The following is a 25,662-nucleotide window of genomic DNA, read 5'->3' as shown; positions in this document are numbered from 1 at the left end:
TATCTGGCGTGGATACACTGGATGGGCGGTGACAACGGGGTAACGGACGGCAGTAACGAAACACCCCGCACAAGGCGGGGTGTTTCGTTAGATGATTTTGTCCGGTTCGGTTGGCCACTGCGGCGACTCTGGCCAGCCGGCTTGCTCCGACACCAGCGTCAGCTCGTAGCGGTAACGCTGCCAGTCGGCCAGCAACTGGGTGTGCTCTGGCTTGGCATAGCCGCCATCGACTGCGGGCTGAAGGGTAGCAATGGTCTGATTTGCCAACGTGAGGCAGTCTGACAGGCGCGCTTGCGCGCTATTTTCAGGAGAGACTTCCGTTACTGAGGGTGGTGTGATGTTGTTACCTGAGACGACCCATCCAGGCATCACATCATCGCTGCATGCCATCCAGTCAAGCGCTTCATAATAGCGGCCAGAGGGGTCAACCTCGGTGGTTTCCATGACGACATTCTTTTCGATTCGTGCCCACATAATTTACCACTCCACAATAACGATACCGTTTAATCCATCTTGGCCAGCCGCGCCCTGATTACCTGTTACCGTGGCGCCGCCATTTCCCCCTCTACCCAATGAGGCGAGGGCTGTTCCACCTTGTCCTTGGCCCACAGACCCCCCTGCTGCGGAAGGCGCGGAAGCAATCCCGGCTGAACCATGGCCACCATAACCATCAATGTCGCCGCCGGAACCTAACCCGCCGCCGCCTCCTGCACCACACATCGAAGAGGTGGACCCACCCACAGCGGAGTTGCCCGGGCTACCGCCGGTGGCACTGCAAAACGTGCCAAATGAACTGGTTTGCCCGGGGGAGGCGGCAACAGTCCCATTTAGTGCCCCTTTACCCCCTGTTCCGATCGTGATGGGAATACTGTCTCCCGGGGACACGTTGACCAACTTTTTGGCATATCCCCCCGCGCCACCCCCGCCACCACTGGCGTTGTAATTGGTCGATGAGCTGGCTCCACCCCCACCGCCGCCAGCACCGACCACTGTGACCAGGACTTTATACACGCCGGTTGGAACCACCCAGTGGGTCACGCCCACCTGTTTGAAGGTTGCGATCTGTTTTTGAATGCCCATCTTTGCCAGTTTCAAGGCAGTGACGAATTTGGCGTCATCGGTACCGGCGTTCACCTCTGTCTGGGTGGCGATCTGTGCCTTACCCTTCACGGCTTCACTGGCGGTGGCGATGGTTACCGCCCCGGTCATGCCATCCACCGATTGCACCGAGTCGGTCGGGGTGAGCAGTTCTTGCCAGTTGGCCAGAGTGGCGGCGCCCGCAATCCGCAGGATGAAGCTCTTGTTGAGGTCGGTACGTACGGCGATATCCCCGACTTCGGAGGTCAGGGCCAGCATGGCGGCCTGGGTGTTGACGACAAAGGTGTCGGTGATGGCCGTGGCCGGGATCTGATTGACGGGGACCTTGCCACTGCCATCGAGCGTCGCCACCCCATTGGCTGCGCCTTTTTGTGCGCTGGGAACCGCATCGGTGATGCCATAGCCCGCCAGGGTGGTGGGGTTGCTGCCGGCGGTGATGTTGCCCTTGGCATCGACGGTGACCGAGCGATAGGTGCCCGCCACTACCCCCGAGTTTTTATAGGTGGCGGTGATGGTGATGTTGCCGCTGCCATCAAATGCCGCCTGACCGGTCACATCACCAACCAGGGCAATATTGCGAGCGGTGCTGAGCTTGTTGGCCTTGCCGGCCGCCGTGTTGCCACCCTCAATATCATCGACGTGTTTTTTCAGGTAGGCGGTACGGTTGGCCAGTGCTTGTGCTTGCTTGTTGGAGATGCCGCCCGGGCCGCCCAGCACCGGATCACCGGTTTCGAGTTGGTAGATGCCAGCCTCCCAGCTGACGACCTCTTGTAAATTCGCCATATCACGAGGCTCCGTGGTTGTAGTTGCCGTTGTAGGTTGCGGCGCCGTTGTAGGTAACGGGCGCCCGGGTGTAATCGAGCGCGGAGAGGTGGCAACGGGCCGGGGCCATCTCTGCCAACAAGCGCTTGATGCGGTTGGCCTGTTCGGTGGTGACCGGGCGAGTCAGGATGACCCGATAGACTGCCCAGCGGGTCGGGTCGCCATGGGGTTCGTTGCCGTTGTAGCTGAGTGTGCCGTCATAGCGGCGGCCGGTGGCGCGCTCGATGATGGTGCTGTCACCAAAGCCCAGCACGTTCAGCGCCTCCTTGATGGCCCACGGGGTGCCCTTGCGCTGATGCAACCTGAACGAGGCTTTGATCAGCGCCCGCTGCTGGTCTTCCGATTCCGCCAACTCCCACCAGTCCACCGAGCGGGCCCATGCCAGCCAGGGCAGCAACGGCGTTGGGCAGGTATCGGCAAAGCGGGTGGCGGTAATGGCTTCTGGTGTCAGGTGGTAGGCCAGCGCGGCGGCGGTCAGGTGCTCCAGCCGGGTTGCAGAGGGTGGCAGCAGATCGCGAGTGGCAGGCGTTGCCAGCGGCATGCGATGCACCTTGTGCGACCCCATGCCACCGGCATCGACCCCTTGGGTCGCCAAGTGAGTGATGGTGGTGAACGGGCCTACCAATGGGGGTGCTAGTCCATCCTGTGCCAGGGTGATGGTCAGGGCTGGCTGGGTTGCTGCTGGCAGGGCTGGTGCCATCGGATAGATGATCTGGGCGTACTGGGCGATCGGTGTGCCCATTGCGCCGGTAAAGGCGGTTGCCACCTGCGCCAGCTTGGTTTTCAGCAATAGCGCACCTTGCTGACCGTCAGCCAGATCACCGATGGTCTGTCGCACCCTGGCTTTGTGGTTGCCGATGACGCCGAGAGCGAACCCTGCAGGAGCCAGCCGTTGCTGAATGGTCGGCGCCTTGATGGCATCAGGGGGTAATCCGCCGGTTCCGAGCCGGGTTCTGACTCCCGCCGTGCCGACCATCCCCGCATCAAGCCCGGCAAGGGTTATCTGTGTTGACATGTCAGCCGCCCCCATGGCGAGCAGATCGCCCATTGTTGCAACCGTGGCCCGGATGGTCGTCGCGGGTTCACCCTGTGCGCAATTAGTGATAGCGATGGCCTTGGCGCGGCTGGCCAGCTTATTGGCCCCGGCGGCAAACTGGCTGATCCCGGTTGGCTTGGCGCGCTGAATGAGTGATGCCATCCCGGCCTGGCCTGCTTCTATCCCTGCCACTGTCAGGCCAACTCTGACCCCGGCAATGGCCTCTGGCGCTGGATCATCCGGGCCTTGCACCGTGCCCCGATAGAGAGCTGCCCCGTCATGTGACAGGGTGCCGTCGTGATAGGTGAGTGACCCGCGCCAGACGGGATAGAGGGTTGCCATCAGAGCTTGAAGATCTTATTGGGGCCGTTATCCCAGGCGATGATGATGTCGCCGCCGTTGGTGCTGACCGGCAGGCCCGCCGCCGTATCGAACAGGGCGATCAGCGGGCTGGTCGCGGCGTTGCCGGTGTCTTTGTAAATGGCGCAGTAGCTGACGTTGGCGGTTGGCACCGCAGTGAAGGTGACATCGGCCGCATCGAGCACGCCTACGGCCACGGTTTTGCTGGTGAGGGTCTGCGGGGTTCCGACCACATGGGCCGAAATCCCGCTGTAAAACTCGTCGCTGGCAAGGGTTGGCGAATAGGTGCTCTTGAGCAGGGCACACTTGAGGGTGTCGGCGCTGGCATTGATGGCGCCGGTGAGAAACTTTTCGCGGGCTTTGTCATAGAGGGCGTTTGCCATGGTGGTGTCCTTAGTCGAGGTGGAGGGTGGTGAGTTTGGCGGCCTGCTGCTCGCTGCAGGTGACGTCGGTCAGCGGCGCGCGCAGGGTGACGCTGTCGATCCCCGGCTGGTGCAGAGCGGCATAGATGGCGGAAAGCGGGACGGTCGCCCCGACCCGGTAGTAAGCGGCGGCTGTCTTGGTCATGGCATCTTTCGCGGCGGCAATGGCCTGCTCTTTACCCAGACCGATGGCGTTGAGGGTGGCATCGACGGCATAGGGTTTGATCTGGGCCGGTTCGACCGCTACCAGATCGCAGAGCGGGCGCACGTCTTCGGCAGATAGCGACTGCTCGACCAGATTGAGGGTGTCGGCGCTCGGCTGGCCTGCCGGTGAGAGGATGGTCACTCTGACGGTGCCCGGGATGGGGCTATCGACGGCGACATCGGCCACCTCGGCACTGGCCGAGAGGGCGTGGAACTTGTAGGCATTGACCGGGCCCGCCGTGGCCATGCCCTCATAGGCCATTTGGCAGCGTATGCGCAGGCGGTCATCAGATTCATACACCGGATCTATGGGCGGGGTTGCTGATGGATTGCCTGGGGTGACCAGCAGGCGTTCGAGTTCGTACTCACCGGCTACATGGTCCAGGGTGGTGCCACTGGCAAAGGCGAGCAGGGTCTGCTTGGCGGCATCGTTAATGCGGGCCCGCAGGATCAATTCGTTGTAGGCGTTCTCCTGCAGCAGCTTGTTGAGCGGCTCTGATTCGAGTTCCAGCGTGGCAGCGATAGCCGCCTGCTGGTCTGCCGGGTAGTAGCTGATCAGGGTGGCTTTGCGCTTGGCTAGCATGGCCTCAAAGTCGAGGGTTTCCTCGACTTCCGGTGGTGGTAGTTGGGTCAGGTCTACAGTGCTCACTGGGTGGCTCCTGTCGGAATGGGGATGGTCGCAGACTCCAGCACGCCGCCATCTTTGCGCTGCCAGGTGAGCTCGATGGTGAGGGCACCATCCATGCCGCCGCCCAGCACATCGACGCGGGTGACGGTGATGCGGGGCTCCCAGTTGATAAGGGCCTGCACAGTGGCGGCCATCAGGCGCAGGCGGGTGGCTGGATGCTGGGGCATGTCGATGAGGTAAAAGAGCTCGCTACCGTAGTCACGGCGCATCACCCGCGAACCCACCGGGGTGATAAGGATGTCACGCACAGACTGGATGATGTGGTCGGTGGCACTGATGGCGCGGCCATTGGCGGCATTCATGCCGAGCCAGTTCATACCGGGCCCCCTGATGTACCGCTGCCCGGCATGGTGTCTTTATGTTTGTGGGTAGTGACTTCTATGCCGCCGATGGTTGCGCTGGGGGCGGTAATCTTGCCCCCTGCGCTGATGGTGGTGCCAACCTTGAGCGCCTTGGTGCATTCGACCAGCGGGGTGATCAGCTTGACGGTTACCGATGCCGAGATAGTGGCGGACTTGATACCGGTGGCGTTGAGTGCCCCGGTTGCCGGGTTGTATTCGATGATGGCGCCGTCGCTGTATTCGGTACGGTCGAGATCCGGGTTGTCATCTTCGGCCAACGGTTCGGGGAACTGGTCAGCATTGAGGCGGCCGACGATATAGGCATTGCGCAGATCGCCGCTGACGGAGAGCAGGATCACCTGCTCGCCCAGGCTCAGGCGGTGGCGGGTACGGTTAGCCCCGGCCCGTTCTGTGGTATAGGGCCGCCAGTTGGTGGTGATGTTGCCGGTTTTGACTCGACATTCCCCTGAGCGCACGGCGGTGACGGTGCCAATGCGGATCAGGTTGTCGATCAGGCGCTTGAGTTCGGTTGAGGTCGGTTGCATGGGGCCATTGTTTTGGGCAATGGCGGGTAAGGCGAGGGGAGGCCAGTGTGTACGGCGCTGGCACACTGGCGGCGGTGGTGATGCTGTCAGGCGGGTTGGTTGTGCGCTAATTTAGCGGGCAGAAGAAACACAGCGTTCGCGATTGGCGTCAGTGCCTATTTGACCATCGCGCTAATGGGAATAAAGAGTAAAAACACTGTCAAACCAGAGAACATAAAATATGTCATTTTTTCGGTATCCAACCATGGCTCTTTTTCCGTGATACCTAAAAGCTAAAAAATGGTCTACATCTGGTGTGATGAAATTTGGAATAGCAGCATGTATTGCGGTTTTAGATATTTTTTCAAAGCCCAAGCCATGCTTTGGCATTTGCTTAATATCTTTCCACATCATTCCTTTTCTACGAAAGATGGCCTCTGCAAAGTTAGCCTTTCCTTCTTGGTCTAGCGTTTGTAAACAAAAGTTACCGGATTGAAGACGTTCAAGGGAAAAAATTGGCGGGTGTTCATCATAGTTAACTGATGGATCTTGCGCCGATATCTTACCGTCCGTTTTTTCTTTAGGTAACTTTATTATTCTTTTGGCCATGGATATTAACTAACGCGAGTATCGAAGTATTCTTTAAGTTCTTTTTGTGGGATAACATCAGCGAAAGCTTCATGCTTAATCCAAGGCGATTCTTCATGCGTCATATTACGAAGCTTCCAAGCGCTGAATTGCCCGAAGACATTATAAATTTCTTCAATATGAGCAATTTCTGGTTTGGTCAGGCATGTATGCGGGCTGAACTTTGGATTGTCATCAATCGAGTTGCTGCCGAAATCTTTGAATTTATGATAAAGAATAGGTACAACGGGGCCATGCGCCCAAGCTTCAATATTATCGTCAAACAGCGGCTTATCGTACAATGCTAAATAGTAGCCTTGAGCATAATAAACGAGCTTTTGAAGCTTAAGATTGGAGATGCCATCTTCGTCGTCCCCCAACCGTATAAACAACTTCGCTACATCTAGTACATTCGCCATGTCTTGCCCTATTTATTATTATCGACCGATTCACTTTACTATTCTGCGCTACCGGCCTGCCATACCTGTCAGATACATGCCGTTACCTGCATAGTATCGCGCAGTATCGCGCAACCAATCAACCCCAATTGATGCGGAAGCCGTAGACGAAAGTACGGTCACGCATGAGTAATGCGTGACCGGTCACATTATCAGCCGATCGCTTTCGGCTGTCGGCGCAGGTGGGGTATCTGCTTGAGCCAGTCGCTGTCGCCTTGGGTGTTGGGTTGGATATGGCGGGGGCGGTCGGCCAGGATCTTGCGGGCCTGGTTCAGGGGGTTGGTGTACTAGTTGATGATGGAGTAGTAGTGGCCTGCGTCACGGTGTTCAGCGACCTCAAGCAGGGGGGAGATGCTGAGGGCGCCTCCATCATCCGGTCGGCGGCGCGCCAACACTAGGTCAGGGTAGCGATATCCGTCAGTGCAGGGGATGTCTTTTTCGGCTGGGGGCAAACACAGGGCTGCAGCCCTGTGTCGGGTTATCATGACTTCTTAGGCTCTTTGGGGGGGAGGATCAGAGTCTGATCTACCTGGTCATGGCGCAGGATCAGAGTACCTGTCGTGTTCCAGTAAGCACAGTGGGTAGTATTGCAAATAATGCGCAGGTTGGGTCTATCACCCAAACGTGACGAGGTGGTGATGGTTCTTGCGTTATCTGGCTGCGAGAGGTCTATCTTATCTTTTTTGGCATCAGCGATTCCATCTTGCAGAGAGACTATCGCCAAAATAAACAGAATGAGAAATGGCACTGCCAGTGTCACTATTCGTGCATACAACTCTGTACTTTTGTCTAATAGCTGAGTCGTTACTGGAGCTTCAGTCAAGGTGTCTTTTATTGCTTTGCTGGCTTTGTCTAAGCCCTTCAGTCGACGGAAAAATTTAGTGAAGTACTCCCTTACTTGCCTTGCATACAACAGAAAAACGAGCAGTCCCACAAAAGCAGCAAAAAGGAATATTGCATACTTAAAATTAGTTAGCGATAGGATGCCTGCTAACGAAGTAAAACCGCGTAGAAGTGTGAGATCAGTTGGTTGTTGGAAGTCGTAGGGGTTTAACTGGAACTCTCCAAGATACCCAAAGTGATAGAACATTCCAATGACATAGATCGCGGCATAAATCAGCGGTAAGAACAGCAGTACACCTTGCCAGATTTGCATTGGTGAGATGCTACTTTCATAAAGTATTGGGGCATCTCCGAGCTTATTAGTCCCCTGTTCAATGGGTTGTAACCTTTCTTTTCTGTCCATTTATCCTCCTTGTGGCATAGACGGAATAGGGCATCATAGAGGTCCTTTTTTCTGCTATCAACGTCCGATGTTGTTTGAATGGGACAGTTGGGCAAGTAATAACTCCTCCAACTGCTCCACCTCCTCCGTAGTGAGTCCCAGCAGCTCCCGTGCCGGATAGCTGATCTCGCGGTCCTTGATGCGATCTTTGAGGCCGTATTGGTGAATGGTGGCGAGGCGATTGGCCGAGCCGACAAACTCGACCACGGCCTGATGCTCGGTGCTGGTTGCCTTGAGCCAGCGGGGGCTGACCAGATGCTGAAACATCTTGCGGCGAGTGGTACCGCGTTTTTTTGCCAGCTTCCTGAGCGGCTTGCGCGGGGTCATAGGGCTGCCATCCGGCTGGATGTTGGCCCTGATCCGTTTGCTCTGACTGGCGCGCAGGCTGCGGGCCATTTCCCCCATCAGTTGCCGGCGGGCGGCCGGTGTCATGCTGGCCAGCAGAGCATCGGCCCAGCTGACCAGCCGGTTCAGGTCGTCGGTGGCCATGGCTGCGGTTCCCTGTTGATAAAGAGCTCCCAGGTGATGCCGTCATAAGGGTCTTCCGGCGGTTCTGGCAGATGCTCCCAGCCTATCCCCTGTTCGTTCTGCCATACCTTGACCCGCTCGGTCAGCTTGACGGTGATGATGAGATCCATCAGGTCGTTGGCGAGGTATTCGGCCTCGAAGGTGATGCCATCCTTGCGCAACTCGTCGTTGGTCATCAGCTCGGGCTGGTGTTGGCGCAGCCAGGCCAGCAGCGGCACCATGATCTGATCCGGGTGGCCGGCAAAGTCTTCAATACCGATGGTGAGGGGGTATTGCCACTCGAACGAGAGGGAGCGGGCGCCGGTGCTTTCGATATTGCCCGGGGCGATAAAGATGTGCAGCTTGTCCGGGTTGGTTTTGAGGTGCGGTACGCAGCGGGTCAGCACCTCACGGATCTGTTTTGGCTTTTCCATCTTCCCTTCCTTGTTGTCGTGTCTGGCAGGAGATGAGGCTATCGACCTTGGCGGCGCAACTGGCCCAGGCGGCCTCGGTCTGGCTCAGCTGGTCGAGCAAGTCGCCGTTATTGCGTGGTGCCGCCGGCGGCAGCCGGCAGGGGCTCGGGGCTGGACAGGTGAGCCTGATAATCTGCGGAGCCGGTGAGGGCGGGGCGCTGGAGCAGCCTGATAACAGGGTCAGGCAGAGGGCGATCAGCCCAAGTGCTGAGTTCGGCATTTTCACGTTTGAGCCTCTTGATGGTGTCGGCGCGGGTGGCGGCAGCCTGCGCCAGCTGGTCGAGCTGGCCCTGCAGCAGCTGCGCCGCTTGTGCCTGGGTGGTCAGTTCCCAGGTGAGGGTGGCGATGGCTGTCTCTTTAAGCTGCTCGCGTCGCTCGGCCTCTCTGGTTTTCTCATCGGCTGCCTTGAGACTGGTTTGCAGGGTGGTGACGTCCCCTTTGGTCTTGGCCGCCGAGCGGGCTGACCAGCCCCAGCCACCAAGAGCGACAGCCAACGCCAGCAGCAACCAGCTGAGGGGCGAGCCCAGCAGTTCACGCCACATTGGCTACCTCCTGCACCTTATAGACCTTGGTAAAGTACGCAAACCACTTGGCCAGCTTGGTGTCGTAGTCGTTTTCCTTATACGCCGGGCCGTTGTAGCGGCGGGCGAAGTCCGCCCACTTTCGCCCCTGCAGCGCTTTGTGCATGGCGGGGTCTTGCTGGATAAAGTGGCACAGGGCGGTGAGGTGTTCGACTTCGCTGCGCTGCATGGCGTTCTGCCAGTCGCTGGCAGAGGCAAAGCCCAGCGGTTGCCAGTGGTAACCCATGATCTGGAACATGCCCCAGCTGGCCGACTCGATGGCGGCATCCCGATGCAGGCTGATGGCCAGTTGCAGTCGTTCCCACTCGGCTGCGCCGCCCGCATAGCCGCCGCGCTTGGGGCTGACCAGGTTGGGGTAATGGGCGGCCAACTGGTCGGCGGCCGCCTTGCCCAGATGTTTGGTGAGCTGCTTGTAGAACACATGCCGCTCGAACAGCACCACCGGGCGTATGGCTTGGGTGAAGCCTTCACCGATGCTCTCGACCTGGGCAACGGTGGCCATGGTGGCCAGCGGTACCGCCAGCAGATCTGCGCCGGCCTGCATGTGGTTGATGGTCAGCTGGTTGCCGCGCTCACTGCCGAGCAGGGCGGCCAGGGTACGCGGGCCCGCCTGACCGATGGCGGCAATCATGTAATCCCGCTGGAAGGCTACCAGTGCATTTTCGGTTGCCTCACCAAACCAGCCATCGACTGCGACCGGATAACCGGCGGCGGTGAGGCGGCGTTGCAGGTCGGCCACGGCGGTGCCGGTATCGCCTTTTTTCAGGCTCATGGCTGGTACCTCCGGTAAATATCCCGGGCATGGTCGGTGCTGGATGGTTTGCCCCGGGGCAGCAGGTGGTGCACAGAGCCGCCGGTGTTGAGCACGGCGCACAGCAGGAAGAGAGCGAGCCCGAAGGCTGCCGGATCTGGCACTGGAATGCCGCCGAACAGAAAGCGCAGCGGAATGGAGCCTGACAGCACGCAGAGCAGCCACGCCATCCAGGCGGGCAGGGCGCGATACTCGCCACCTTTGCGGTCAAACAGCATGACCCGCAGGAAGATGGCGGCGCAGATCAGGGCGTAAAGGGCGGTGTAGATAAACACACCGGTAGGAGTCGTCGGGATCATGGTTGCCCCCTTTTGTTAAACAAGGCTTCAAGTAGCCGATCTTGATTGCGCATGATGAGCTGCAGCAGGCGCACCATCATGGCGGAGGCGATCAGCGAGCCGATCGCATTGCTGACCTGGACGCTGGCGGGCAGCAGTACCTCCAGCAGTTGGCAGGTAAAGCCGGCCAGCAGCAGGCCGCTGATAAACGAGGCGACAAACAGGGCAATCCGGCGCAGGCGCCCCTGCTCTTCGGCGGCCGAGATAAACAGCACCGCGCCGGTGAGCGCGCCGAGTACGACGGAGGGATCCACCCCGGGCAGGGTGAACAGCAAGGCCAGACCGGTGAGGGTGCTGGTTGCGGCGCTGGAGGAAATCGGTTCTGGCATCGTGCTCTCCTATCGTTTGCTGCCGCAGTGGCGGGCGAGTTGGAATTCGTGGATGGTCTGGCAGTCGGCGCAGCGCTCGCAACCCCGGATCGCCTCGCGGCGCTCCTGCGGGATCGGGTCGTCGCAGTCGATGCAGTAGTGGGGGCCAGTGCCCGCGATGCGGGCGGCATGGATGCGGGCAGCGAGTTGCTGCTCGCTGATGTTGGCCAGTCGTTCGAGTTCGTCGTCGAGGCGGCTCATGTCGGTGTTCTCTTTTGTCGCATGACAGTCAGTCCCATAGCTGGATCAGCGGCTGTTCGGCCTGCGTGGGGGCCGCTGGCATGTTGATGAGGGTGCCGGTTGGCAGGATGGGGCCGAGCGCTGCCAGATCGGGGTTGAGGTTGAGCACCTGCTCGGTGATGCCTGCGGTGTAGCCGTAGTGACGAAACAGGATGAGATCGAGGGTGTCGCCCTGCAGGCTGCGCAGTTGCATCAGATGAGCTCCACCGTGGTGTGGGTGGTGCCGATGATGTCGCGGATGGCAAAGCGGGCATCGCGGTAGAGGTCATCCGAACTTAGCTCTTTGGCTTCGGCCCCTTTGATGCCGTCACCGGTGGCGCTGTAGTCGGTGTAGCGCTCCAGCAGGTTGGCGCGGGTCATGGCGTAGACGGCGCGCCGGTAGCTGTGCAGGTATATCGATTCGCCGTTGATGGGCTCTGTGGGCACGGCGGCCAGGGTGGCGTGACCTTCACTTTCTCGGGCGCTGCGCCACTGGGCCAGATCCCGGTTGACGCTGGTGATGGCGTCGATCACCGCATGGGTGAGGCGGGCGGTGGTGACGGTGCCATCGAGCCGGACGGTGTCGCGCAGCGCGCAAAGCGAGATGGCCGGCCAGAAGGGGGCGCTGGTGATGTCGCCCTCTTCTGTGGCGGCCGGTGTCGGGTTGGTGGCTAAAAATCCGGTGCTCATGGTGCTCCTGATGTGAGGTGGCGCCGCATGTTGGGCGGTGGTCGGGCCGTCTGGTATGCCGCTGGCATTCGTCAGGCCCGAGCCGCCCAGGGTGCGGGGTTCGCTCGGTTAGCTGGCCTCGCCGGGGGCGGGGTCAGGCTGTTCGGGTGGCTGTGATTCGGATTGGGGCTCAGCGCCCGGCTGCTGTGCCGGTTCGTTGGCCGGCTGGCCGGAGGTGGCTTTCTCCTTTTTGATCTCGCGCAGCAGATCTTCCAGCTCTCGCTTGATACCCACCTTGTCGTGCAGTTCGATGGCGCGGCGGTAGTGGTCGGCCGCTTGCTCCTTGAGCCCTTCGGCATAACAGGCGCGGCCCACCGCCTTGTGCAACTTGGCGCGCACCTGGTCGAAGATGTCGCAGTCAGCCAGCATGTTCATGTAGCTGCTGAGCAATGGTAGGGACGGGCCATTGCCCGCCTCTTGTAGCTTGATGGCGGTGTCGGCCACCTCTTCGGCGATGAGGGTGGGGGCGGTGCGTTCGTACTGGTCCGGGGTATTGAGGCCGTGGCGGATCACGTAATCAGCCATCGGCAGGGCGCCTGCCAGATCGCCGGTGTCGAGGTGCCATAGCATCACGGTCACCATGACGTCATCCTGACCACCGCGATCGGCGGCCAGCAGGCCATCAATCCACGGTGTGTAGGTGGCCAGCATGGTGCGTTTGGCGTCAATCTTGCGTTCGAGGCTCTGAATGCCCTTGAGGGTGCGGCGGTGCTCGGCCAGCTGCATCAGCTGGAGTTCGTACTGGTTGGCGGCGGCGCGATCCTGCTCGGGGTTGGCCGCCCCTTGCAGGGCGGCCATGATGCGGGCGGTGTGTCGTTGTGCAGGTGTCATCGTGGCTCCTTAACCGCCTGCAGGCGCAGGTTTGGCGCACAGCGTGATGTTTTCTGCGACGGCGATGCAGTCGTAATCCTCGACCACGTAGGCATCGTTGGAGGATTCCCAGTTGACGATGCGGTCGAGGCTCGGCTGCTCTTCCAGGTGGCGACGGCGGCCGCCGATCTGCCAGTAGATGGAGAGGTTGTCGAGGCGGGTGACGATCAGGGTGTCTTCCGGGACGAAGGGGACGCGGATCGCCAGCAGACCGCCAATCTGTTTCTGGCTCACCAGCACCTGACCGGCCAGCTTGTTCTGGTTGTCACGGGTCTCGTTGAGGATGGGGAAGTATTTGTCGGCCAGCAGCTTGCGACCGCAGATCACCACCAGATCGGTGTCGTCCTGGTACCAGGGTTTGATCTTGCTGTTGACCAGATCGAACACCAGGGCGTCGAGGTTGCCGTAATCACCCTCTTTGGTGTCGGCTTCACTCTTGGGCTGGTAGATGTAGATATGGCCGGTGCCCGCATCCCCTTCGCTCATCACCTGGGCGGGAGCATCATGGCGGGTGTGCTCAATCCAGCCGATGTTGACGTCTTGCAGCATAGGGAACTGGACGCGATCGGTGTCTTTCGCGGCAAGTTTGCCGTTCCAGCCGATCATGATGCGGTCCAGGCCCTGGCGCTTGACGATGGCATCGCGAATGCGGATCTGGAAGTCTTTGAACTTGGCCCAGGCATCAAGCTTGGCGTAACCGATGCTGGTGTCGTAGTTGGTCTTTTCGCACTCGTATTTGGTGTTTTGCAGTCCGGTCGGGTCGAACGGGACGCGGGCCTTGCCGCCACTGGTATCGGTGCGAGAGGCGATGGTGCCATTGATACCGATGCCGACCTTTTCCCCTTTGAGTTCATCCACCGGCACGATGTTGATCATGCCGAGGAAGTCGACGGACTCCTGCATTTTGGTTTCCAGCTTTTGCTGGATGCTGGGCTCGACACTGAATTGCACCATGGCCGAGCTGACGGCATTCAGGCTCGCCAGTTGGCTGGTGTACTGCTCGAATTGCTGACGGGTATCGTTGCGCATTATCGGGGTCCCTTAAAAATCGGTGTTGGTTGGCTTGGTGCCATCGTCACCGGTGGCAGGCTGGCGCTTGTGGCTGAAATCTTCCTGGCGCTCGAGCTGGGTGGTCAGGTCGGCCAGGGCGTTGGCGGTCGCCGTTTGCCGGGCCGTCAGTTCGTTGAACCTGTTTTGCAGGTCGGTATCGAGGCTGGTCACCTCTTTGGCGACGGCTTCGATGGCCTGATGCACCTCGCTGAAATCGGCGGTCGATTGCTGCTTGTGACTGGTGAAAATGGCGCTGATCCGTTCCAGCAGGCCCGGGCCTTTCTCTTGCTCATCTTCAAACTCGATGACGGTTTCGAGGGCTTCGGTAAACAGGCATTCCGGATGGTATTTGCGGTCGGCCAGCGGGTTGACTGCGGCCTTGCTGCAGAACTGCAGCATTTCGGTGCCAAGGCTCGCCGGACTGTCGGTCACGGCCAGCCCCATCATGTAGGCCCCTTTTTCGTTCAGGTTGGGGTGGATCTCGATGGAGGTGTAGACCTTCTGGCGCTTCTTGTTCAGCGCGATCAGCTCAGGGGTCGGGTCAATCTGGACGAACAGGGCTAGCCGCTGTTCCCCTTCGATGGTGACCTCTTCGGTCTTGGCGGCGGTGATGTCGCCGTACATCTTGAACAAGCCGTTGGGGTCGAGGCCCCGGATATGCTCCATATTGACCCGTGCGCCGTAGGTGGCCTGGTTGTAGCGCTGGGCCATCTGCTCAATCCATTCGCGGGTGATGGCGCGACCGTCGGTGGTGCCCCCCTCAACCGCAACACGGAAGAATTTGGACTTAGGCATGTGCTGAGATCCCTTTGGTAATTGGGTAGTGATGTCGCGGTTATGGTCTGGGTGAGCGGCGGGATCGTGCAATCTGGGGCCAGTGTGTGGTGGCGCTACACACTGGCAGTGGGGCGTTTGGGGTGGTAGCGGCTGGGTAGACTGGCGCCATGACAACAGCACCCATCATCTTTCCTCATCTCGACCCCAGACGGCAGGCCATGTACCTGTTCTTTCAGGGGTACCCGCTGCGCGCCATTGCCGAGTTGCTGCAAACGCCGGAGGGTACCGTCTCGACCTGGAAGAAACGCGACGGCTGGGAGGACATCAAACCGATAGACCGGGTGGATAGCGCCATCGAGGCGCGCATGATCCAGCTGGTGATGAAGGAGACCAAGAGTGGCGGTGACTTCAAGGAGATTGACCTGCTGGGTCGCCAGCTCGAGCGTATTGCCCGGGTCAACAAGTACAGCAACGGCGGCAACGAGGCCGACCTCAACCCCAAGGTGGCCAACCGCAACAAGGGGCCGAAGAAGGCGCCCGAGCGCAACGTGGTGGAGCCCGAGCAGCAAGAACGGCTCATCGAGCGGTTTGAGTCGACCATGTTCGATTACCAGCGGGTCTGGTATCAGGCAGGACAGGAGTATCGGATCCGCGACCTGCTCAAGTCGCGCCAGATCGGGGCGACTTACTTCTTTGCCTTCGAGGCGTTCATTGATGCCCTGGTGACCGGGCGCAATCAGATTTTCCTGTCAGCCAGCAAGGCGCAGGCCCACATGTTCAAGCAGTACATCATCCAGTTCGCCAAGGAGGAGGGGGTTGAGCTCAAAGGTGACCCCATGGTGCTGCCGAACGGGGCGCACCTTTATTTCCTTGGCACCAACGCCCGCACCGCCCAGAGCTATCACGGCAATATCTACATGGACGAGTATTTCTGGATCCACGGCTTTCTGGAGTTCCGCAAGGTGGCCTCCGGCATGGCGATGCACAAGAAGTGGCGCCAGACCTACATCTCCACCCCCTCCAGCCTTTCTCATCCCGCTTATGGATTCTGGTCTGGCGCCAACTTTAACCGCGGCAAGGCCAAGGCCGACCGGGTCGAGATTGACCTGAGCCACGCCAACCTGTCTGCCGGCAAGCTGTGCGCCGATGGGCAATGGCGGCAGATCGTCACCGTGGAAGATGCGGTGCGCGGCGGTTGCAACCTGTTCGACCTGGATCAGCTGCGCAGTGAGTATTCCGAGGATGAATACCGCAACCTGCTGATGTGCGAATTCATGGATGACACCGAGAGCCTGTTTCCGCTGGCGACGCTGCAGCGCTGCATGGTCGACAGCTGGCTGGTGTGGGAGGACTACAAGCCCCACACCTTGCGGCCGCTGGCCAACCGGGCTGTGTGGATCGGCTATGACCCGGCCAAGGGGGGCAAAGGTGACAGCGCCGGCTGCGCGGTGCTGGCCCCGCCACTGGTGCCGGGTGGTAAGTTTCGGGTGTTGGAGCGCCACCGCTGGCAGGGGATGGACTTTGACGCCCAGGCCAAATCCATTCGCGCCATCTGCGATCGCTACAACGTCGCCTATATCGGCATCGATACCACCGGGATCGGGGAGGGGGTTTATCAGCTGGTGAAGCAGTTTTACCCGGCGGTGACCGCCATCCAGTACAACCCCAACGTGAAGATGCGGATGGTGATGAAGGCACAGGATGTGATGAACAAGGGGCGGCTGGAGTTCGACAGCGGCTGGACCGACTTGGCTCAGGCGTTCATGAGCATTCGGCGCGCCGTGACCCAAAGCGGCAAGCTGCCCACCTTCGAGGCCAGCCGCTCCGATGAGACCAGCCACGCCGATATTGCCTGGGCAACCATGCAAGCCCTGTTACACGAGCCCCTTGAGGGGCAGACCGGCACCAATTCCGGCTTTATGGAGATTTACTGATGAGTGAGCAGATCAACTCGCCTGCCGGTGTGCAGGCGTTTACGTTTGGGGAGGCTATCCCGGTGTTGTCCCAGCGGGAGGTGTTCGATTACCTGGAGTCTATGCACAACGGCCGCTGGTATGAGCATCCCCTGAGCCTGCACGGGCTGGCGCGGGTCTATCGGGCAGCGGTGCATCACGCCTCGGCCATCCAGGTGAAGCGCAATATCTTGCGCGGCTGTTTCATCCCTCATCCCAAACTGAGCCTGGCCGCCTTTACCGGCTTGGTAATGGACTACGAGATCTTCGGCAACGCTCACCTGCAGCGGGTGCGCAACCGGCTGGGGGGCACGCTGCGCTATGACCAGATGCCGGCCAAGTACACCCGCCGCTCTCTCGACCTTAACCGCTACTGGTGGGTGCCAAGGCCTGGGGATGAGGTGGAGTTGCCCGCCGGTGATGTGGGGCATGTGATGGAGGCGGACGTTAACCAGGAGATTTACGGCATCCCCGACTATGTGGCCAGCCTGAACTCGGCACTGCTCAACGAGTCGGCCACGCTGTTCCGCCGCCGCTACTACGAGAACGGCAGCCATGCGGGGTTTATTCTGCACATCAGCGATGCCCTGCAGAACGAAGGCGACATCACCGCGCTCAAGACGGCGCTACAAAACAGCAAGGGGCCGGGCAACTTTCGCAACCTGCTGCTCTACACCCCGGGTGGCAAGGCGGATTCGGTGAAGCTGATCCCGGTGGCCGAGATTGCGGCCAAGGATGATTTCCTGTCCATCAAGGGGGTGAGCCGGGATGACCAGCTGGCGGCCCATCGGGTACCGCCGCAACTGATGGGGGTGGTACCCAACAACACGGGCGGGTTTGGGGATGTGACCAAGGCGGCCCAGGTGTTTGACGTCAACGAGATCGACAGCATGAAGGCGAACTTTGCGCAGTTCAACGAGTGGGCTGGGGAGGAGATAATCCGATTCACCTCCTATCGACTGTCAGATCTGACAGTGCAAAGCTGAAAACCTTGGCTATCTTCAAATTGGAATTCCTCCAAATTCCTCCATGATTTAATTCAAAGCCCCCTATCCAGGGGGCTTTGTTTTGGCTGAGCTCCCATCCAGCCAGGGCTCACCAGTCGCGCTACAGGCCATCGTCGGCCAACCCTTCGCCCATCACACTCCCGAGATCCTTCACGCGCACCTGCGAGCATGAGCGGAGCCTCGAAAGGTCCCTCAACACCCAGCGCGCGCAATCGGGACCCCGCCTCGCCTGCCCGCTTTATGTGTGGAAAATCATGCAGGTGAACGACCGGAGGGAGGGAGCGGCTCCCCTCGCCAGCACTGGCCGTACGCGGGGATCTGGATCCTTTTTGCGATCCTTCACTGTCCGTCAGAGCCTTTCACCCTCAATCTGGGGGATGGCACCGCATAATTTTTCTCTTTCGGTTATTGGTAGGCACATGTGGAGGCTCTGATATAAAAATCTTTTTTGGATTTCAGTTGAACCGCGAAGTCACTCATCAACTTATGATACCAATAGGGGATCATCATTTCTTGATTAGGGGCTTTGGGGCCAAGTGTAACATGTTTAACCGGATCAAGATGGTTAGTTCGATGCAGTTCCAGATATAGTTTGGGAGGTATACCATTTTCCAAATCAGGGGCCTGAGACTGAATTTCTTTGGCACCATACTCCAGATGGGAAATGATTATGCGATGTTCTTTTTCTGCTTCATAATCAGCATCTTTTATTAAGTATGGCAAAGGCCCCAGCAATCTTGATAAATTTTGTAACTTATCGTTATCCTTGGTGTGGGAAATATATTTGGTTACTTCATCATTTAATTCTTTAAAGGCTCTCCTAAGAGAATTTGCTTTATCGTCGCCTTGAATATCCATATCATCTTTGACATAAATTATTCTATAAAAATCCAAGCTCTCTTGAGGTATTTTACCCGTACTATGTAACTCTGTGTTATCGTCGTTGCCATGCTCGTCAGTCGGAATTTCTTTCAATAAATTAAAATCAAAAAAATTATCAACATCAAAAGTTATCGCACAACCACAGGCATCATCATTTTGATGGTCTTTACTATAAAATCGCCACATGTTTAAACTGTCATCATCAGGTAGGAAACAGCCAACAAACACAGGGTTACGTTCTACCTGGGCATAGCCCAGATAGCGCCATAGTAACTTCCCTTCGTTAGGGTCATTGAGTGAATTGATATGTCCTAACCGAAGAGGGCTTTTATCCAATAATAGGGCGCTGCCAACAACAAGGGACGTGTAATGGGTCATTTGGGGGGATGTTAAAATGTCAACCTTAAGTTTCCTTAATATTTTTTTTCTGATTTCTGTTATTTCTGGGGAGATGAGATATCGCGCTGCGCGATCTTGATATTCAATAGCTTTAAAGCGGAGGTCAGAATCGGTGCTTGCGGCGGCTTGATGAAACAGTTCTTTCGCATGGCTATAGTTCTTATCAACACCTTGTCCATTTAAATGCATTAAGCCTAGGTTGAATTGAGCCTGTGAATTCCCCTGAGCAGCAGATTTTTGATACCAAATTAGAGCTTGTTTGTAGTCTTTTTTTACACCTAAACCAAGTTTGTACATTACTCCTATAGCATTTTGACTTCTAGATTCTCCCTGTTCGGCAGATTTTTTATACCAATGAAAGGCTTCGCTATTATTCCTCTTTACGCCTTGTCCAAGGCGGTATTTCTGTCCTAGCTCAAACTGAGCAATTGCATCCCCTGCATCGGCATTTTCCTTCAGTGCGGTGATTTCTTTTGGTTGTTCATATTTATCCATATTCGATTTACCATACTTTGTTGTTATGCCAACCCACACCAATGTTCAAATGCGGTTTTTATATCTACAACTTACTGAAAATGAAGTGCTTATTTTTAGTTGTAGGTATCTTTCCCTAAGCCCTATAACTTGTAGATTGAAGGGGGCTAGGGCCCCCAAAAATTTCACTGACTGGGTTTACACTTACGAAAATTCTGTCATCGATAGGCGGTTCTGTTCGCGCTTAAAAGGGCCTCGGGCATCTCAGATGTATGACAAGTCCTGTTAAGTGCCTTCATGGTCTAACGCCAAAATGAAGGGCCGCTAACACCATTAAACTCAAACCATGCTACCGTTAACACTAATATAACAAAGGACCAAAGGCGCCATAGATTAAGAGTCCCAGTGAATAGAAGTTTATCAATAAATTGTTCGATGTAATTTGGGGTTCATTTGGTTGTCGCGCTTTCTAATAACATCTAAAAATATCATGTCTTCATTCCCGTTTTCGGATGCGAAAGTGCAGAAAATCCTAATATCTCTGCTTTTTATTTCATAAATCTTCTCTTCGAATGCCAATAATTTAATCAATTTACGTGAATTAAATATTTCTTGTTTGCTCATGTTCTCCATTTCATTAAAAATAGACAATACCTTTTTTCTATCTACTTCATTCAGCTTAATGATGGACTTATTGAACTGCTCGGTAATTAGAACTCTCATTTTAATGCCTCCCCGAACAGTTTTTTAAATGCTTCGGTTTCTTTAATAAGCTGATCAACACTACCTTCTTTTATTAGTTTTTTTGCTCGTTTTGCACTTTCTTCAGCGACATAAATCCTTAATGCCGCCTCATACTGCTTCGGTGTTAGGCCTCTAATTAGGTTGGTATCATGTCTGCTGATGGCGACTTGATACAAGCAAAGTAAGATGGTGCAGATAAGTAACACATAAAAGGATACTTTTTGTGGTATCTCATGCCAGGATATTTGATTTCCATTTGCAATCTCTACAACTAGAGAACTTGCAAAAACGCTTGATGCCCCCATAAGTACAAGAGGTAAAAGAGATCTTACCCATGGGTTCTTTAATAAAATTTCTTCCATGTAGCCTCAATTTATAATTTTTATAAAATCCAAGTGTGATTAAATGGAAAGCAGTACTCATCAGTTAATAAAGTTTTTAGTGTCACTTTAATTACTCTCGTAACCATCAAAATTTTATATAAACATAATATTACCTACATATGCCTATTGTCTAGACGTTTTCGCTTGACCTTATCTTTTGATGCTATCTCCGCCACTGCGCTAAAGTTTAGTCAAGGTGAGACAATCGAAAGCGCCACCATGCCTTGTCTCCCTTACAAGTTTCAGTGTTGTGATCGAGGCAATCGGTATCACATTGTGTAGCTGGCCAAGATGTAGGATGCTGGAATGAGAGATAAGTGAAAGAGCCTTCTGTCTTCTGGTCATCATACCAGTAGGCACTGAGTGGTATTGATTTACGGTTTAGCTGCGGCCTCCACATTTTGACGATCTTCACCGAGACTAGGCTATCAGTCAGGTAGTACTTGCCCAATAGGTGGTCATCAGTGGAAAGTAGAGTGCCTCCCGGTTGGGAAGCGGAGCTATTAGCAATCGGCTTATGGACTTTGTTGTGGCTTGGAGTGGCCTGAGGAAGATAGGGGGGCCCAATACGTTCTGGTAGGAAGATCCGGCGCATCATAGCGATGGCCACTCCTCTGATATGTTGTTGCTGCAGCTATTCAAGCATAACTTCAGGCAGCCATGCCGGGGTGCCGTCAATCTGGGGTCCAATTCGGTATATCTGACTCTCCAGTGCCTCACACTGCGGTATAGATATAGGTATAAGTATAGGTTAGGTATAGGGCGTGGCGGGGATCTCGACCTGCCGGGCTTCCAGTTTGGAAAGTAGCTCAGTCAAACTCAACTTCGCTCATCCGTTCGTCAAACAACGGGTTTTCCACTTCATGTCGCTCTGCGCGGTCTAACTTATCCAGCACGCGCCAGAGCTCACACCGATATGGATTGGGCAGATCCGTGATCCACTGCTGGCATGCCATGAACCCACAGGTGTTGAACAGCTCGTAGCAATCCATCACTAGTGTTGGCCAATGCTCATCATCGGGAGGAATAGTATCGGGCTGTTTCTCCGGCTCTGGTACACCAACCATGGCCCGTAGCCATTCCAACTCGATAAGTGGGTCGTCATCACCCGATGGGTTCAAGCGGCTCGACTGCACCTGCCCGTTCTCCAAGCAGAGGGTGAAACCGTCCACCGTTACGTTAGAACCAGCCCGTAAACGATCGATGGAGAAGGGCGATAACCCCCATTGTTCCCTCATGATCTGGTTTGCGAAGGCTGCAGGATCTGGCCGCGTACAGTTATTGTCAGAGCTCCAAGGTGCCGGGCTGTCGCCCGGCTTAACCCCAACCCCCCTCGCTGCAGCCTCGGCGGCTCTATTAGCAACATAGGTACCTGCAGGCACCACTTCCCACCCTTGCAGGCGGGTTTTGATGCCAAGGCGAGCGGAGGTGATGCCCATCAGTCGCTTGATGTCTTCGCCATAGCTGTTGGCCTGCTCCTCGATGAGGTGGGCCAGCTTGATGGGGTGTTCGGCACGGGTCGCCAGTGCGCCGCCCATGGCGTGCAGGTAGCAGCGGAAAATGCCGTTATCAGCGGCAAATCGGGCTGCCTCAAAGCGCGGGTCTTGCAGTACTGGCTTGGGTGGGCCCACCAGATCGGCATGCTTCTTGGCGTTGCTGATGCGGCGCAGCTCGCGCCATACCCCTACCGGGGCGCCGCCGATCTGCTGGAAGGTGCGAATACCCCACCAACTGGCCCAGGCCACGGCATGCAGGGCACCCTCATCGGCGGCGGTACCGGCCTCCTCGTCATCGTCCAGGTAGGCGCCGTCGATGTTCTTGGCAATGTATTTGGCGAGATAGCCGGCTGCATCCCCCTTGGCCGGGTCTATCTCTTTCCAGTCGAATCGGGGAGTAAAGTCGGTAAAGGGTGGGGCGCCCTTGATATCCCGTACCAGCTCGTCATGGTCATCGGTCAGGGCATAGCGTTGCAGGATACCGATCACCCGGTTGCGATCTTCCGGGCGCATAAATAGCAGCAGGTGCCAGTGCGGGGTGCCGTCATGGTGAGCCTCGCAAACACGAAATCCATAAACGGGGGCGTTCCACCGTTTGAGGGCTGCCCTGGCTCGGCTCCATAGTTTGGCTAGATAGGCGCAGGTCTCCCGCGGCGTGGCCCCTTGATATCGTTTGTTCTCTACCGCTTTGCCGTTGTGCTTTTGTGTCCAGGCATGAAAGCGGCTCGGGGCGGTCCAGGTGAAGAAGACCCCCACATGACCCTGCTCCTCGGCATAGTCATTGAACCCCCGCGCACGCACCATCATTTCGTTGCGGCGGTTCACCGGGTTGGCGTTGCTGGCCTCCCAGCAATCCTTCATCGACACGACCAGGTCATAACGCTCGTTCACCACTTCCGACTCGGCCAGCCAGCGCATCATGGCCCGCTTGCGTTCGCGCACCACCTTCATGGTGGCGTTCGATACATAAGCAGATACGCCCTTGCGCACTTTGCCGAGCAGGATATTGATGTGCTCTTGTAGCCTGTCCCAGCAGCGGTTGACGCGCTTCTCCCACCACTTGGCAGAGAGCAGGCGCACCAGCACGCTCAGGATCCAGTTATCCCGCATCTCGTCGGTTTTGAACTTCGGCAGATCGCCGATAAACCCCCACTGGTCGGCAGGCTGGCGCATCAGCTCCCAGGTCTGCAGCAGATCCGGCTTAGCGCCCTCTTTGATGCCCTGCTCGATGTTCTTGTAAATGGCCGCGGTCTGGTTGGCGAACTGGTGGGCCACTTTCTTGCGGCCGTCTTCATCGCGCATCTGTTTCGGGTCGACCGGGATGGTCTGGAGCTGCATCCGCACCCACTTGGTTCGCTCCCTCAACCAGATGTTGGCAGAGCGGCAATGGGTAAAGCTGCAATCCTTGCGGCGGCGGATGTACTGCTTCAACAGGTTCTTGGTCAACTCGGTGGAGAGCCCATCGAGCAGTTGCATGGCCCAGATCAGGTCGTACTGGCCGCGGTCACCAGCAAAAGCGGCGTCAAAGTTGACGCCGGGCAGAGAGTTGCAAAGGGTATCGATGCGCTGCCGCAGTGTTCTTTTCGACAGCGGCAGGCGTTTGGTCTTGCTGGTCATGCAGAGAGATAACCGGATAGCTGTTTGATGTGGGATTGGTAGCCGCGAACGCTCATGAGGGCTTGCTCTTTTAATCGGCGAGCGGCCGCACACTGGCGCAGCAACTGCTTGATGCTGGCGCGGGGGCGGGCAGGTAGCCGGCGCGCATGGGCCAGCTCTCGCTGATAAAGGCGCAGCCGTGCCGCGTCTTCCCGGTAGGTGGCTTGCCAGCGATCTTGCAGGAGCGTGAGCTCCCATTGCAGTCCATGGCTCATTTGATGATCTCCCCCTGTCCATGCAGTGGTGCGCACTCGGCCCACCACTCGGCAATTTCCCGGGCTAGTGCCAACTCCAGATTTGCAGCGGCCAACCAGTAGACGGTGCGCATTGCGCCCAGCTCCAGCAGCTCGGCTACCTGATCCCGGTTGCCTCTGGCATCGCTGCCCGCAGCGATAAACTCGGCGCGGGCGGCAAACCAGTGGGTGGTCAGCTGGCTGACCGGTGTGGTGGGTTGCATATGTGCAGGGCCGGCTTCGCTCTGCTCTTGTTGGGCGTCCAGCTCAAACAGATCGAAGTTGCTCATCGCATGCCTCATCTATTGCCTGAAAGTCCGGCGCATCGATGGCGATATGGCCCGCCTCGATGCGGATCGAGATACCGAGTTCACCACCACAGCAAAGCGGGGCTGTCGGCAGCAGTTTCGATTCGTTCTGGGCTAGCCACTCTTTCAGGCTGGCCAGGGTGAACAGCGTGGTACTCATGCCTCATCCCCCATCACCAAATCGTCATCGAGCAGATCCGCAGGCTTGCTGGTCACCACCAGTTGCACCTGGATGTATTCATTCCCCGAGTAGAGTGCGCCCAGGGCGATGCGGTTATCCTCGGCGCGTGCGGCAAACATCTCGGCCAGCAGACCCTCGATCACCTTGGGCGCCTGGCTGGCAATCTTGATGGCATCACTCATGGGCGGGCCCTCCGGTTGAGGTGGTGAAACAACTGATGCCAGCGCAATGACTGCTGCGCCTGGACTAACAGGGATTTGCCCTCTGACCCCCGATAGGTAAAAGAAGCAGGGCGAGCTTTGGCGGTCAGCCGTTGCTGAAGGCGCGGCAACTCTGCCAACGCCTCTTGTTCGGATATGGGGTGGAAGATTTTGCTCATGCCTGCACCTCCGGTGTGGCGATGCCAGTCAGCAGCCAGTCGATGTGCCGTTTCAGCTCCGGGTGGTTGGCAATCAGCAGGAACAAACCGCCGCCAATCTCGCGGTAACCCAGCTCGTAGTTCTTGAGCGTGGTGGGTGGAATACCCAGCAGGTCGGCAAACTTCGGGCGGCTCAGCTTCAACTGTTCCCGCAACTGGCGAAGTCGCTTGGCGGCATGGTGGTTGAGCAGATTGATTTGGGTCGGTTGTGCGGTCATGGTCAGGCTCCTTGTTGAGGTGTGCAGGGGTTGATGCGGCTGAACAGAGAAGCCCAAGCCAGTGCGGTGGAACGCTCGAGCAGCGCCACCCCGTCAGGGTGCTGGCTAAGACGGGCGCCATAGCGGCCCGTCAGCTTGCGTTGCTGGATGCGAAGGTTGCGCAGTGCGCAGGGGATCGCTAAAGTTGCCATGTCGACTTCCTCATACGTTGTTGATAAAGGCCCGCTTGGAGTTGCAGCTCCGTTAAGCGGGCTTTTTAGTGCCCGATAGGTCGCGGGCCTTCTTGGCCAATCTGGCCAGCGACATGCACCGCATGATCCAGTTGCTGGCGCTTGGCCTGTTCTCTCTTCTTCCGCTCGGCCAGTTCTGCTGGCATCACCTTCACCGACGGGTGCCACACCTTGGGGTCACACCCGCTGTGAAACAGCGGCTGATAATCCAGCGCAATCACCGCAAGGCGGATCGCCTCACGCTGCTGATAGGGCAGGGCAGAGAGGGTCGCCATCATCAGCGAATCCCACGGCTGGCGGGCGATGGTGCAAATGGCGACGCGCTTGGTCTTGGGCGCATTAAGCCAATCACCGTCGAGGTTTGAACCCGCTCGGTTGAGGTGCTCCCGCAACAGCGCAATGCCTGCGGTATTCATCAGCACCTGCTCCTCGGCGGTCAGACCGGCGATGTTGCGGGGCTCTAGTTGGGTGTGTTGCATGCTGGTTTCTCCTT

36 protein-coding genes are annotated in these 25,662 nt (G+C 57.3%); 2 read left to right on the top strand and 34 right to left on the bottom strand.

The genetic code is table 11. From position 1 onward, the window contains the following. Nucleotides 1-87 precede the first annotated feature (87 nt). From I6L38_RS22675 to I6L38_RS11145, 23 genes are all read right to left on the bottom strand, one after another. A complete protein-coding gene (locus I6L38_RS22675) occupies nt 88-444 on the bottom strand; it encodes a tail fiber assembly protein (protein WP_236660672.1) in 357 nt (118 codons plus the stop codon). Nucleotides 445-477: 33 nt separating this feature from the next. Next, complete coding sequence (locus tag I6L38_RS22670; RefSeq protein ID WP_236660671.1) at nt 478-1,881, bottom strand: glycine-rich domain-containing protein; 1,404 nt, start codon at nt 1,879-1,881, stop codon at nt 478-480. A gap of 1 nt (nt 1,882) precedes the next feature. Next, nucleotides 1,883-3,298 carry a phage tail protein I gene (locus I6L38_RS11240; RefSeq protein ID WP_201889365.1) on the bottom strand — a complete coding sequence of 472 codons (1,416 nt, stop codon included), beginning with the start codon at nt 3,296-3,298 and terminating at the stop codon, nt 1,883-1,885. Beyond that, a complete protein-coding gene (locus tag I6L38_RS11235; protein WP_201889364.1) occupies nt 3,298-3,699 on the bottom strand; it encodes a hypothetical protein in 402 nt (133 codons plus the stop codon). The genes I6L38_RS11240 and I6L38_RS11235 overlap by 1 nt, the downstream gene beginning before the upstream one ends. Nucleotides 3,700-3,709: 10 nt before the next feature. Further along, nucleotides 3,710-4,591 carry a baseplate J/gp47 family protein gene (locus I6L38_RS11230; protein ID WP_201889363.1) on the bottom strand — a complete coding sequence of 294 codons (882 nt, stop codon included), beginning with the start codon at nt 4,589-4,591 and terminating at the stop codon, nt 3,710-3,712. Further along, nucleotides 4,588-4,947 carry a GPW/gp25 family protein gene (locus I6L38_RS11225; protein WP_201889362.1) on the bottom strand — a complete coding sequence of 120 codons (360 nt, stop codon included), beginning with the start codon at nt 4,945-4,947 and terminating at the stop codon, nt 4,588-4,590. Before I6L38_RS11225 ends, I6L38_RS11230 begins: the two co-directional genes overlap by 4 nt. Next, nucleotides 4,944-5,516 carry a phage baseplate assembly protein V gene (locus tag I6L38_RS11220; protein WP_201889361.1) on the bottom strand — a complete coding sequence of 191 codons (573 nt, stop codon included), beginning with the start codon at nt 5,514-5,516 and terminating at the stop codon, nt 4,944-4,946. Before I6L38_RS11220 ends, I6L38_RS11225 begins: the two co-directional genes overlap by 4 nt. Before the next feature lie 171 nt (nt 5,517-5,687). Further along, the gene (locus I6L38_RS11215; RefSeq protein WP_201889360.1) at nt 5,688-6,104 is read right to left on the bottom strand and encodes a hypothetical protein; all 417 of its coding nucleotides are present in this window, start codon (nt 6,102-6,104) and stop codon (nt 5,688-5,690) included. A gap of 5 nt (nt 6,105-6,109) precedes the next feature. Then, on the bottom strand, nt 6,110-6,541 hold the full coding sequence (locus I6L38_RS11210; protein WP_201889359.1) for a Panacea domain-containing protein: 432 nt from the start codon (nt 6,539-6,541) through the stop codon (nt 6,110-6,112). Nucleotides 6,542-7,061: 520 nt separating this feature from the next. Then, entirely contained in the window at nt 7,062-7,826 is a 765-nt protein-coding gene (locus I6L38_RS11205) for a hypothetical protein (RefSeq protein ID WP_201889358.1), read from the bottom strand. A gap of 57 nt (nt 7,827-7,883) precedes the next feature. After that, nucleotides 7,884-8,354, bottom strand: a complete 471-nt coding sequence (locus I6L38_RS11200; RefSeq protein WP_201889357.1) for a phage virion morphogenesis protein — start codon at nt 8,352-8,354, stop codon at nt 7,884-7,886. Next, nucleotides 8,336-8,806, bottom strand: a complete 471-nt coding sequence (locus I6L38_RS11195; RefSeq protein WP_201889356.1) for a phage tail protein — start codon at nt 8,804-8,806, stop codon at nt 8,336-8,338. Before I6L38_RS11195 ends, I6L38_RS11200 begins: the two co-directional genes overlap by 19 nt. Then, nucleotides 8,781-9,023 (bottom strand): Rz1-like lysis system protein LysC, encoded by a 243-nt coding sequence (lysC, locus tag I6L38_RS11190; protein ID WP_236660684.1) that lies wholly within the window; start codon nt 9,021-9,023, stop codon nt 8,781-8,783. The genes I6L38_RS11195 and lysC overlap by 26 nt, the downstream gene beginning before the upstream one ends. Further along, complete coding sequence (locus I6L38_RS22665; protein ID WP_201889355.1) at nt 8,914-9,387, bottom strand: phage lysis regulatory protein LysB; 474 nt, start codon at nt 9,385-9,387, stop codon at nt 8,914-8,916. Before I6L38_RS22665 ends, lysC begins: the two co-directional genes overlap by 110 nt. Then, complete coding sequence (locus I6L38_RS11185; protein WP_201889354.1) at nt 9,377-10,198, bottom strand: N-acetylmuramidase family protein; 822 nt, start codon at nt 10,196-10,198, stop codon at nt 9,377-9,379. Before I6L38_RS11185 ends, I6L38_RS22665 begins: the two co-directional genes overlap by 11 nt. Then, entirely contained in the window at nt 10,195-10,536 is a 342-nt protein-coding gene (locus I6L38_RS11180) for a phage holin family protein (RefSeq protein WP_139746580.1), read from the bottom strand. The genes I6L38_RS11185 and I6L38_RS11180 overlap by 4 nt, the downstream gene beginning before the upstream one ends. Then, nucleotides 10,533-10,904 (bottom strand): putative holin, encoded by a 372-nt coding sequence (locus I6L38_RS11175; protein ID WP_071911234.1) that lies wholly within the window; start codon nt 10,902-10,904, stop codon nt 10,533-10,535. The genes I6L38_RS11180 and I6L38_RS11175 overlap by 4 nt, the downstream gene beginning before the upstream one ends. A gap of 9 nt (nt 10,905-10,913) precedes the next feature. Further along, a complete protein-coding gene (locus I6L38_RS11170; RefSeq protein ID WP_019445413.1) occupies nt 10,914-11,144 on the bottom strand; it encodes a TraR/DksA C4-type zinc finger protein in 231 nt (76 codons plus the stop codon). A gap of 28 nt (nt 11,145-11,172) precedes the next feature. After that, complete coding sequence (locus I6L38_RS11165) at nt 11,173-11,376, bottom strand: tail protein X (RefSeq protein ID WP_201889353.1); 204 nt, start codon at nt 11,374-11,376, stop codon at nt 11,173-11,175. Then, nucleotides 11,376-11,852, bottom strand: a complete 477-nt coding sequence (locus I6L38_RS11160) for a head completion/stabilization protein (protein ID WP_201889352.1) — start codon at nt 11,850-11,852, stop codon at nt 11,376-11,378. The genes I6L38_RS11165 and I6L38_RS11160 overlap by 1 nt, the downstream gene beginning before the upstream one ends. Nucleotides 11,853-11,960: 108 nt before the next feature. Then, the gene (gpM, locus tag I6L38_RS11155) at nt 11,961-12,722 is read right to left on the bottom strand and encodes a phage terminase small subunit (protein WP_201889351.1); all 762 of its coding nucleotides are present in this window, start codon (nt 12,720-12,722) and stop codon (nt 11,961-11,963) included. Nucleotides 12,723-12,731: 9 nt separating this feature from the next. Then, entirely contained in the window at nt 12,732-13,790 is a 1,059-nt protein-coding gene (locus I6L38_RS11150; protein WP_216988486.1) for a phage major capsid protein, P2 family, read from the bottom strand. Between the two features lie 12 nt (nt 13,791-13,802). Further along, nucleotides 13,803-14,606: a GPO family capsid scaffolding protein gene (locus tag I6L38_RS11145; protein ID WP_201889349.1), complete on the bottom strand. Its 804-nt coding sequence runs from the start codon at nt 14,604-14,606 to the stop codon at nt 13,803-13,805. Between the two features lie 149 nt (nt 14,607-14,755). Between I6L38_RS11145 and I6L38_RS11140 the strand changes: the two genes are divergently transcribed. Together I6L38_RS11140 and I6L38_RS11135 are read left to right on the top strand one after the other, a co-directional pair. Beyond that, on the top strand, nt 14,756-16,522 hold the full coding sequence (locus I6L38_RS11140) for a terminase ATPase subunit family protein (protein WP_058056121.1): 1,767 nt from the start codon (nt 14,756-14,758) through the stop codon (nt 16,520-16,522). Continuing rightward, nucleotides 16,522-17,526 (top strand): phage portal protein, encoded by a 1,005-nt coding sequence (locus I6L38_RS11135; protein WP_139746585.1) that lies wholly within the window; start codon nt 16,522-16,524, stop codon nt 17,524-17,526. The genes I6L38_RS11140 and I6L38_RS11135 overlap by 1 nt, the downstream gene beginning before the upstream one ends. 426 nt (nt 17,527-17,952) lie before the next feature. On the opposite strand, the gene I6L38_RS11130 is transcribed toward I6L38_RS11135, so the two are convergent. The 11 genes from I6L38_RS11130 to I6L38_RS11080 form a co-directional block, all read right to left on the bottom strand. Further along, nucleotides 17,953-19,323: a tetratricopeptide repeat protein gene (locus I6L38_RS11130; RefSeq protein ID WP_216988485.1), complete on the bottom strand. Its 1,371-nt coding sequence runs from the start codon at nt 19,321-19,323 to the stop codon at nt 17,953-17,955. Between the two features lie 698 nt (nt 19,324-20,021). Beyond that, nucleotides 20,022-20,408 carry a hypothetical protein gene (locus tag I6L38_RS11125; protein WP_201889347.1) on the bottom strand — a complete coding sequence of 129 codons (387 nt, stop codon included), beginning with the start codon at nt 20,406-20,408 and terminating at the stop codon, nt 20,022-20,024. An 830-nt stretch (nt 20,409-21,238) separates the two neighbouring features. After that, nucleotides 21,239-23,542, bottom strand: coding sequence for a replication endonuclease (locus I6L38_RS11120; RefSeq protein ID WP_216988484.1), 2,304 nt, complete (start codon nt 23,540-23,542; stop codon nt 21,239-21,241). Continuing rightward, nucleotides 23,539-23,796: a hypothetical protein gene (locus I6L38_RS11115; RefSeq protein ID WP_216988483.1), complete on the bottom strand. Its 258-nt coding sequence runs from the start codon at nt 23,794-23,796 to the stop codon at nt 23,539-23,541. Before I6L38_RS11115 ends, I6L38_RS11120 begins: the two co-directional genes overlap by 4 nt. Further along, the gene (locus I6L38_RS11110; protein ID WP_216988482.1) at nt 23,793-24,104 is read right to left on the bottom strand and encodes a hypothetical protein; all 312 of its coding nucleotides are present in this window, start codon (nt 24,102-24,104) and stop codon (nt 23,793-23,795) included. Before I6L38_RS11110 ends, I6L38_RS11115 begins: the two co-directional genes overlap by 4 nt. Further along, nucleotides 24,082-24,282: a hypothetical protein gene (locus I6L38_RS11105; RefSeq protein ID WP_216988481.1), complete on the bottom strand. Its 201-nt coding sequence runs from the start codon at nt 24,280-24,282 to the stop codon at nt 24,082-24,084. The genes I6L38_RS11110 and I6L38_RS11105 overlap by 23 nt, the downstream gene beginning before the upstream one ends. Then, nucleotides 24,279-24,485 (bottom strand): hypothetical protein, encoded by a 207-nt coding sequence (locus tag I6L38_RS11100; RefSeq protein WP_216988480.1) that lies wholly within the window; start codon nt 24,483-24,485, stop codon nt 24,279-24,281. Before I6L38_RS11100 ends, I6L38_RS11105 begins: the two co-directional genes overlap by 4 nt. Continuing rightward, entirely contained in the window at nt 24,482-24,682 is a 201-nt protein-coding gene (locus I6L38_RS11095) for a hypothetical protein (RefSeq protein ID WP_129503802.1), read from the bottom strand. Before I6L38_RS11095 ends, I6L38_RS11100 begins: the two co-directional genes overlap by 4 nt. After that, entirely contained in the window at nt 24,679-24,939 is a 261-nt protein-coding gene (locus tag I6L38_RS11090; protein ID WP_071911267.1) for a DNA-binding transcriptional regulator, read from the bottom strand. Before I6L38_RS11090 ends, I6L38_RS11095 begins: the two co-directional genes overlap by 4 nt. A 2-nt stretch (nt 24,940-24,941) precedes the next feature. Continuing rightward, on the bottom strand, nt 24,942-25,130 hold the full coding sequence (locus I6L38_RS11085) for a hypothetical protein (protein WP_058056131.1): 189 nt from the start codon (nt 25,128-25,130) through the stop codon (nt 24,942-24,944). Nucleotides 25,131-25,195: 65 nt separating this feature from the next. Next, nucleotides 25,196-25,648: a hypothetical protein gene (locus tag I6L38_RS11080; protein WP_216988479.1), complete on the bottom strand. Its 453-nt coding sequence runs from the start codon at nt 25,646-25,648 to the stop codon at nt 25,196-25,198. Nucleotides 25,649-25,662 lie beyond the last annotated feature (14 nt).

The organism is Aeromonas sp. FDAARGOS 1408, from assembly GCF_019048665.1.
Lineage (GTDB): Bacteria > Pseudomonadota > Gammaproteobacteria > Enterobacterales > Aeromonadaceae > Aeromonas > Aeromonas dhakensis.
Note: the sequence above shows the minus strand (reverse complement) of the source record. Positions and strands in the feature narration are given on the sequence as shown.

Excerpts from the sequence above, each read along its gene's own strand:
- I6L38_RS22675 (WP_236660672.1), bottom strand. The coding sequence starts at position 444 with ATGGAAACCACCGAGGTTGACCCCTCTGGCCGCTATTATGAAGCGCTT.
- I6L38_RS22670 (WP_236660671.1), bottom strand. The coding sequence starts at position 1,881 with ATGGCGAATTTACAAGAGGTCGTCAGCTGGGAGGCTGGCATCTACCAA.
- I6L38_RS11240 (WP_201889365.1), bottom strand. The coding sequence starts at position 3,298 with ATGGCAACCCTCTATCCCGTCTGGCGCGGGTCACTCACCTATCACGAC.
- I6L38_RS11235 (WP_201889364.1), bottom strand. The coding sequence starts at position 3,699 with ATGGCAAACGCCCTCTATGACAAAGCCCGCGAAAAGTTTCTCACCGGC.
- I6L38_RS11225 (WP_201889362.1), bottom strand. The coding sequence starts at position 4,947 with ATGAACTGGCTCGGCATGAATGCCGCCAATGGCCGCGCCATCAGTGCC.
- I6L38_RS11220 (WP_201889361.1), bottom strand. The coding sequence starts at position 5,516 with ATGCAACCGACCTCAACCGAACTCAAGCGCCTGATCGACAACCTGATC.
- I6L38_RS11215 (WP_201889360.1), bottom strand. The coding sequence starts at position 6,104 with ATGGCCAAAAGAATAATAAAGTTACCTAAAGAAAAAACGGACGGTAAG.
- I6L38_RS11210 (WP_201889359.1), bottom strand. The coding sequence starts at position 6,541 with ATGGCGAATGTACTAGATGTAGCGAAGTTGTTTATACGGTTGGGGGAC.
- I6L38_RS11205 (WP_201889358.1), bottom strand. The coding sequence starts at position 7,826 with ATGGACAGAAAAGAAAGGTTACAACCCATTGAACAGGGGACTAATAAG.
- I6L38_RS11200 (WP_201889357.1), bottom strand. The coding sequence starts at position 8,354 with ATGGCCACCGACGACCTGAACCGGCTGGTCAGCTGGGCCGATGCTCTG.
- I6L38_RS11195 (WP_201889356.1), bottom strand. The coding sequence starts at position 8,806 with ATGGAAAAGCCAAAACAGATCCGTGAGGTGCTGACCCGCTGCGTACCG.
- I6L38_RS22665 (WP_201889355.1), bottom strand. The coding sequence starts at position 9,387 with ATGTGGCGTGAACTGCTGGGCTCGCCCCTCAGCTGGTTGCTGCTGGCG.
- I6L38_RS11185 (WP_201889354.1), bottom strand. The coding sequence starts at position 10,198 with ATGAGCCTGAAAAAAGGCGATACCGGCACCGCCGTGGCCGACCTGCAA.
- I6L38_RS11180 (WP_139746580.1), bottom strand. The coding sequence starts at position 10,536 with ATGATCCCGACGACTCCTACCGGTGTGTTTATCTACACCGCCCTTTAC.
- I6L38_RS11175 (WP_071911234.1), bottom strand. The coding sequence starts at position 10,904 with ATGCCAGAACCGATTTCCTCCAGCGCCGCAACCAGCACCCTCACCGGT.
- I6L38_RS11170 (WP_019445413.1), bottom strand. The coding sequence starts at position 11,144 with ATGAGCCGCCTCGACGACGAACTCGAACGACTGGCCAACATCAGCGAG.
- I6L38_RS11165 (WP_201889353.1), bottom strand. The coding sequence starts at position 11,376 with ATGCAACTGCGCAGCCTGCAGGGCGACACCCTCGATCTCATCCTGTTT.
- I6L38_RS11160 (WP_201889352.1), bottom strand. The coding sequence starts at position 11,852 with ATGAGCACCGGATTTTTAGCCACCAACCCGACACCGGCCGCCACAGAA.
- gpM (WP_201889351.1), bottom strand. The coding sequence starts at position 12,722 with ATGACACCTGCACAACGACACACCGCCCGCATCATGGCCGCCCTGCAA.
- I6L38_RS11150 (WP_216988486.1), bottom strand. The coding sequence starts at position 13,790 with ATGCGCAACGATACCCGTCAGCAATTCGAGCAGTACACCAGCCAACTG.
- I6L38_RS11145 (WP_201889349.1), bottom strand. The coding sequence starts at position 14,606 with ATGCCTAAGTCCAAATTCTTCCGTGTTGCGGTTGAGGGGGGCACCACC.
- I6L38_RS11140 (WP_058056121.1), top strand. The coding sequence starts at position 14,756 with ATGACAACAGCACCCATCATCTTTCCTCATCTCGACCCCAGACGGCAG.
- I6L38_RS11135 (WP_139746585.1), top strand. The coding sequence starts at position 16,522 with ATGAGTGAGCAGATCAACTCGCCTGCCGGTGTGCAGGCGTTTACGTTT.
- I6L38_RS11130 (WP_216988485.1), bottom strand. The coding sequence starts at position 19,323 with ATGGATAAATATGAACAACCAAAAGAAATCACCGCACTGAAGGAAAAT.
- I6L38_RS11125 (WP_201889347.1), bottom strand. The coding sequence starts at position 20,408 with ATGGAAGAAATTTTATTAAAGAACCCATGGGTAAGATCTCTTTTACCT.
- I6L38_RS11120 (WP_216988484.1), bottom strand. The coding sequence starts at position 23,542 with ATGACCAGCAAGACCAAACGCCTGCCGCTGTCGAAAAGAACACTGCGG.
- I6L38_RS11115 (WP_216988483.1), bottom strand. The coding sequence starts at position 23,796 with ATGAGCCATGGACTGCAATGGGAGCTCACGCTCCTGCAAGATCGCTGG.
- I6L38_RS11110 (WP_216988482.1), bottom strand. The coding sequence starts at position 24,104 with ATGAGCAACTTCGATCTGTTTGAGCTGGACGCCCAACAAGAGCAGAGC.
- I6L38_RS11105 (WP_216988481.1), bottom strand. The coding sequence starts at position 24,282 with ATGAGTACCACGCTGTTCACCCTGGCCAGCCTGAAAGAGTGGCTAGCC.
- I6L38_RS11100 (WP_216988480.1), bottom strand. The coding sequence starts at position 24,485 with ATGAGTGATGCCATCAAGATTGCCAGCCAGGCGCCCAAGGTGATCGAG.
- I6L38_RS11095 (WP_129503802.1), bottom strand. The coding sequence starts at position 24,682 with ATGAGCAAAATCTTCCACCCCATATCCGAACAAGAGGCGTTGGCAGAG.
- I6L38_RS11090 (WP_071911267.1), bottom strand. The coding sequence starts at position 24,939 with ATGACCGCACAACCGACCCAAATCAATCTGCTCAACCACCATGCCGCC.
- I6L38_RS11085 (WP_058056131.1), bottom strand. The coding sequence starts at position 25,130 with ATGGCAACTTTAGCGATCCCCTGCGCACTGCGCAACCTTCGCATCCAG.
- I6L38_RS11080 (WP_216988479.1), bottom strand. The coding sequence starts at position 25,648 with ATGCAACACACCCAACTAGAGCCCCGCAACATCGCCGGTCTGACCGCC.